The 6,481-nt window shown below is 54.3% G+C and carries 5 protein-coding genes; 2 read left to right on the top strand and 3 right to left on the bottom strand.

The genetic code is table 11. The features are described from left to right. Positions 1 to 267: 267 nt before the first annotated feature. The 3 genes from clpB to rluD form a co-directional block, all read right to left on the bottom strand. Positions 268 to 2,841, bottom strand: a complete 2,574-nt coding sequence (gene clpB, locus QZH36_RS10495; RefSeq protein WP_253459031.1) for an ATP-dependent chaperone ClpB — start codon at positions 2,839 to 2,841, stop codon at positions 268 to 270. A gap of 125 nt (positions 2,842 to 2,966) precedes the next feature. Next, on the bottom strand, positions 2,967 to 3,695 hold the full coding sequence (gene yfiH / locus QZH36_RS10490) for a purine nucleoside phosphorylase YfiH (RefSeq protein ID WP_253459027.1): 729 nt from the start codon (positions 3,693 to 3,695) through the stop codon (positions 2,967 to 2,969). Next, positions 3,695 to 4,672, bottom strand: coding sequence for a 23S rRNA pseudouridine(1911/1915/1917) synthase RluD (gene rluD, locus QZH36_RS10485; protein WP_253459024.1), 978 nt, complete (start codon positions 4,670 to 4,672; stop codon positions 3,695 to 3,697). Before rluD ends, yfiH begins: the two co-directional genes overlap by 1 nt. Positions 4,673 to 4,802: 130 nt before the next feature. Between rluD and bamD the strand changes: the two genes are divergently transcribed. Then, complete coding sequence (gene bamD, locus QZH36_RS10480; protein WP_125287479.1) at positions 4,803 to 5,534, top strand: outer membrane protein assembly factor BamD; 732 nt, start codon at positions 4,803 to 4,805, stop codon at positions 5,532 to 5,534. Between the two features lie 260 nt (positions 5,535 to 5,794). Then, positions 5,795 to 6,133 carry a ribosome-associated translation inhibitor RaiA gene (gene raiA, locus QZH36_RS10475; RefSeq protein ID WP_253459021.1) on the top strand — a complete coding sequence of 113 codons (339 nt, stop codon included), beginning with the start codon at positions 5,795 to 5,797 and terminating at the stop codon, positions 6,131 to 6,133. Positions 6,134 to 6,481: the final 348 nt, after the last annotated feature.

The raw sequence follows: 6,481 nt of genomic DNA, 5'->3' as shown, positions 1-6,481 counted from the left end.
TACGCTTTCCTCCTTCAGAGTCAACCTCTTTTTCAGAAGTTTTCTCCGGCGATTCAGCTTCCTGAACCTCCTGAGCCGCTGGCCTGTAAGCCGTTGTGCCGTCTCAGTGGTTGCGCATTATAGGGAGTTCTTGACGGCTGACAACCCCTAATTACAAAAAAACATTCGATCGACTAAAAAACGCGCTCTGACGGCTAAAAAGCACTGTTATTGGTGGCTTAATAAGCAAAAATGGGCCCGAAGGCCCATTTTTATTTGCTATGACTGTTACTGCGTAGCCACTATAGCGCCATCCTGCACGTCCATTTCTATCGTTTTCCCCGGAACCAGCTGGCCAGAAAGTATCTGTTGTGCCAGCGGGTTCTCGATCTGCTGCTGAATTGCGCGTTTTAACGGCCTTGCCCCATATACCGGGTCGTAACCGTTTTCGCCCAGCAGCTGCAGAGCGGCATCAGAAATATGTAGTTCATAGCCGCGATCGGTCAAACGATCGTACAGACGCTGCAGCTGAATTTTAGCAATAGAGGCAATGTGTTTTTCGCCCAGCGGATGGAAGACCACCAGCTCATCAATACGGTTGATAAACTCCGGACGGAAATGCTGCCCTACCACATTCATAACGACATCTTTCATTTCCGCATAGCTTAACGCGCCAAAACGTTCCTGAATCAGATCGGAACCCAGGTTCGAGGTCATAATGACCACGGTATTGCGGAAATCAACCGTTCTGCCCTGTCCATCCGTCAGGCGGCCGTCATCCAGCACCTGCAGCAGAATATTGAATACGTCCGGATGCGCTTTCTCTATCTCGTCCAGCAAAATGACGGAGTAAGGGCGACGGCGCACGGCCTCGGTCAGATAGCCGCCCTCTTCGTAGCCAACATAGCCAGGAGGTGCGCCCACCAGACGCGATACCGAATGTTTTTCCATAAACTCCGACATATCCAGCCGCACCATTGCGTCATCGCTGTCGAACATAAAGTTAGCCAGCGCTTTACACAGCTCGGTTTTACCCACGCCCGTCGGGCCAAGGAACAGGAATGAGCCAATCGGGCGATTCGGATCGGCCAGACCTGCACGACTGCGGCGGATTGCATTAGAAACCGCTTCGACAGCTTCATCCTGTCCGATGACGCGCTGATGCAGCTCCTGTTCCATACGCAGCAGCTTGTCGCGCTCGCCTTCCATCATGCGATCCACAGGGATACCGGTCCAGCGAGCCAGCACGTCCGCAATCTCGACGTCCGTCACGCGGTTACGCAGCAGCCGCATCGTTTTCCCTTCCGCCTGCGTGGCGGCAGCCAGCTGTTTTTCCAGCTCCGGGATTTTGCCGTATTGCAATTCCGACATCTGTGCCAGGTCACCAGTGCGACGCGCCTGCTCCAGCGACAGCTTCGCCTGTTCCAGATCCGCTTTAATAGTTTGCGTGCCGGACAGCGAGGCCTTCTCTGCTTTCCATTCCTCTTCCAGCTCTGAATAGTCGCGCTCTTTCTGACTCAGCTCTTCTTCAAGCATCTCCAGCCGTTTGATACTGGCATCGTCAGACTCTTTTTTCAGCGCCTGCTGTTCCAGCTTCAGCTGAATGATACGACGCTCCAGACGATCCAGCGCTTCCGGCTTGGAGTCAATCTGCATACGAATGCTGGAAGCCGCCTCGTCAATCAGGTCGATAGCCTTATCCGGCAGCTGCCTGTCGGCGATATAACGGTGCGACAGCGTAGCCGCAGCCACGATAGCCGGGTCGGTAATCTGCACATGGTGATGCAGCTCGTAGCGCTCTTTCAGCCCGCGCAGAATAGCGATGGTGTCTTCCACGCTTGGCTCCGCCACGAAGACTTTCTGGAAACGACGCTCCAGCGCCGCATCCTTCTCTATATACTGGCGATACTCATCCAGCGTGGTGGCGCCGACGCAGTGCAGCTCACCGCGAGCCAGCGCCGGTTTCAGCATGTTGCCGGCATCCATCGCGCCGTCCGCTTTTCCCGCGCCAACCATGGTGTGCAGCTCGTCAATAAACAGGATGACGTTGCCTTCCTGTTTGGACAGGTCATTGAGCACGCCTTTCAGGCGCTCTTCAAATTCGCCGCGATACTTAGCGCCCGCCACCAGCGCGCCCATATCCAGCGCCAGCACCCGGCGACCTTTCAGCCCTTCCGGCACTTCGCCATTGATAATGCGCTGCGCCAGCCCTTCCACAATTGCGGTTTTACCGACGCCAGGCTCGCCAATCAGCACCGGGTTGTTTTTGGTACGGCGTTGCAGAACCTGGATGGTGCGACGGATTTCCTCATCACGGCCGATAACCGGATCCAGTTTTCCTTTCTCCGCTCGCTCGGTCAGGTCGATAGTGTATTTATTAAGGGCCTGGCGCTGATCTTCAGCTCCCTGATCGTTCACGGTTTCGCCTCCACGCAGCTGGTCAATGGCGCGCTGGAGTTTTTCGCTGGTCGCCCCGGCAGATTTCAACAAATCAGCCAGCGAGCCTCGCGAGTCGAGCGCGGCCAGAACAAAAAGTTCCGATGAGATAAAGTTGTCGGCGCGCTTTTGCGCCAGTTTGTCGCACAGATTCAGCACGCGCACCAGGTCGGCGGAAGGCTGTACGTCGCCATCCGCGCCTTCAACCTGAGGCAAGCGGCTGATAGCCTGCTCAACGCCGTTGCGCAGTGCGGCAACATCCACGCCGGCTGAAGTCAGTAAAGGAGAGACAGAGCCGCCTTCCTGTTTGAGCAGAGCGCTCATCAGATGCAGCGGTTCAATAAATTGATTGTCGCGCCCAAGCGCTAAAGACTGGGCATCGGCGAGAGCAAGCTGGAATTTATTAGTAAGACGATCCAGACGCATAATTCCCCCATTCAGGTCAAATTGCTACTGGAGATTAAATGAGGTCTTCCCTCAAATTTTCAAGTTAAATGACCGGAATATTTTGGTGAAAAAAAGCACAACCCGGATCGTCTTATGCGGACAGATTAACTCAGCCAGACCAAACTTGCCATTCGACCTGTTACGCCATCGCGTCTGTAGGAAAAAAATTGGTCAGGCTGCGAGAAAGTGCACAGCCCGCCACCAGTGAAGTGGCGCACGCCTTTGCGCTGTAGCCGCAGACGCGCAAGCTGCCAGATATCGGCGTAATATTTATCGCCCGAGGGCGTAAAAGCAGCGGCATCTTCCGCATCCTGCGCTATAAATGCCTGCCGCACTTCCGCGCCGACCTCAAAAGCCTGCGGGCCAATTGCCGGCCCGAACCAGACCATGATCTCTTCCGACGGGGCCGTAAAGGCCGCCAGCGTCGCCTCCAGCACGCCTGCGCACAATCCCCGCCAGCCGGCATGAGCCGCAGCAACCTCTTTCCCATCCTGCGAGCAGAACAAAACCGGCAGGCAATCCGCCGTCATTACCGCGCAAACCACGCCGGGCTGACGGGTATAAACGGCATCAGCCTGTAGGGAAGCGGGTGCTTCACCGGTAAGCGCAAGGACATTGACGCCGTGAACCTGCTCCAGCCAGACTGGCATAGCGGGCATTGACGCCAGCGTAACCAGACGCTCGCGATTGTGCTGCACCGCTGCGGCCCGATCGCCGACATGCGTCCCGAGGTTCAGCGAATCCCAGGGAGCATGGCTGACGCCATCACGGCGCGTGGTGCTACAGGCCCGCACGTTGGCGGGCGCATTCCATTCAGGCGTAAGCAGGCTCATTACCAGTCCAGCTGATCTTTAAATTCTTCGGTATCCGCTTTTAACGCCTCAATCAATTCGACCATGTCCTGCGGCAGCGGCGCATGCCATTCCATCTCAATACCGGTGACGGGATGATAAAGACGTAGCATGGTGGCGTGCAGCGCCTGACGATCGAATTTACGCAGCGTACCGATAAAATTCTCCGAGGCACCTTTTGGCGGACGCGGACGACCGCCATACAGCGGATCGCCCACCAGCGGATGGCTGATATGAGACATATGCACGCGGATCTGGTGAGTACGGCCCGTTTCGAGACGCAGACGCAGGCGCGTATGGGCACGGAAATGCTCCATAATGCGATAGTGCGTGGTAGCCGGTTTGCCCATTGGATGAACCGCCATATGCGTCCGCTTGGTCGAGTGACGGCTAATCGGCTCATTAACCGTGCCGCCCGCCGTCATCCTGCCAATTGCCACCGCTTCATACTCACGGGTGAATTCACGCAGCTGTAAAGATTCTACCAGGTGCGTCTGCGCAGGTACCGTTTTAGCCACCACCATCAGGCCAGTGGTATCTTTGTCCAGACGGTGCACAATGCCCGCACGCGGCACATCTGCAATAGCCGGATAATGATAAAGCAGCGCGTTCAGCACCGTACCGTCGGGATTACCGGCGCCCGGATGCACCACCAGATCGCGTGGTTTGTTGATAACCAGAATATCGTCATCTTCATAAACGATGTTCAGCGGGATGTTTTGCGCTTCCCAGCGCGCTTCTTCTTCTATCTCCGCTTCGATAGCGATTTGTTCGCCACCGAGCAGTTTTTCTCTCGGTTTGTCGATGATTACGCCGTTGACGCTGATGCGTCGGTCGAGAATCCACTCTTTTATACGAGATCTTGAATAATCAGGGAACAATTCGGCCAAAGCCTGATCTAAGCGTTGTCCGAGTTGCGATTCGGAGACCGTTGCGTTGAGTTTTACTTGTTGTGCCATAAACAGCTTCTTCGTTAACGTTGGGTTTTCACGGCGATGCCGTTTAATATAATGTGCTATTGTACCTGGTCACTATCGGGAGCTACATGGACAGCTTCCTGAATAACACTCTGAGGATAATCAAATCGTCATGACGCGTATGAAATATCTGGTGGCTGCAGCCACGTTGAGCCTGGCATTAGCGGGTTGTTCCGGCTCGAAGGATACGGTGCCCGATAGCCCGCCTTCCGAGATCTATGCCACAGCCCAGCAAAAACTGCAGGACGGTAACTTTAAAGGAGCAATAACGCAACTGGAAGCGCTTGATAACCGCTATCCGTTCGGGCCTTACTCCCAGCAAGTTCAGCTGGACCTGATCTACGCTTACTATAAAAATGCCGATTTACCGCTGGCGCAGGCCGCGATCGACCGCTTTATGCGTCTGAATCCAACCCACCCGAATATCGATTACGTGATTTATATGCGTGGTCTGACGGATATGGCGCTTGATGACAGCGCGCTGCAGGGCTTTTTCGGTATCGATCGTTCCGATCGCGATCCTTCTCACGCGCGTGATGCCTTCCACGACTTCTCTCAGCTGCTGCGCGGTTACCCGAACAGTCAGTACGCGACGGACGCAAGAAAGCGCCTTATCTATCTGAAAGATCGTCTGGCGAAGTATGAGCTTTCCGTGGCGCAATTCTACACCAAGCGTGAAGCTTATGTCGCTGTTGTTAATCGCGTTGAGCAAATGATGAAAGATTATCCGGATACGCAGGCGACGCGCCAGGCGCTGCCGCTGATGGAAAATGCTTATCGTAAGATGCAGCTGACCGCAGAAGCGGACAAAGTAGCGAAACTTATCGCGGCCAATCAGGCTTAACATAAAAATGGCAGCGTTCGCGCTGCCCTTTTTTTCACCGGCGTCTGGCATATTACGCTGTTTCACCGGTAAGTTAACTTACCTATCATGCCTGTGAAAAAACCTCCCTACAAGCGCCTTCGCTACGATTACCAGCCTGCCTCACAAAATCTTCACTTTTGACAAAAAGTGACAAAATAAAGTGATGCAAATCACGCATTACGCCCTTTTCCAGGATATGCTTACCCTACATTCGACGGAAATGATTAGAGGTAAGCACTATGGTTCTGAACATTACCAGCAAGCAAATGGACATCACCCCGGCTATCCGCCAACATGTCGAAGAGCGTCTCGCCAAACTGGAAAAATGGCAAACCCATCTGATTAATCCGCATATCGTGCTTTCCAAAGAGCCGAAAGAATACGTTGCCGATGCCACTATCAACACGCCGAACGGCCCGCTGATTGCCAGCGCCAAACATGATGATATGTATGCGGCCATCAACGAACTGATCAATAAGCTGGAGCGTCAGCTGAACAAGGTTCAGCACAAGGGCGAAGCGAAGCGCGCCCAGGCCAGCGTTAAAGATATAAGCGTTATCGATCAGGAACTGGATTAAAGATAATAACGCGCCTGCGGGCGCGTTTTTGTTTGGCCGCCAGGCCTGCTGGCGGCTGAAAATTATTGTCCCCTGCCCCACTTTGCTCTGTCACTCATGCCTTTCCCGCACCGTTATAATAAATTTGTAGTAGCAGTCATCACAGCGCATCGTCATTGGCCAACAGCCGTGCAAAAAAACGCCGCCTGAGCCCACATTCCTGGCAATATTTTAAGGCGATAATGCTGCTTTAAATACGCGATTTCGGCTAGCTGACGCCTCTGCAAGCACAGAGAAGAGCATATCCCGGTAGCACAGCGTCTCCGCCAGTCCTTCAGCCCTGCCGCTCCGCCCTCCGAAACGCGTTTT

The organism is Erwinia wuhanensis (assembly GCF_030484085.1).
Classification (GTDB): Bacteria; Pseudomonadota; Gammaproteobacteria; order Enterobacterales; family Enterobacteriaceae; genus Erwinia; species Erwinia aeris.
Note: the sequence above shows the minus strand (reverse complement) of the source record. Positions and strands in the feature narration are given on the sequence as shown.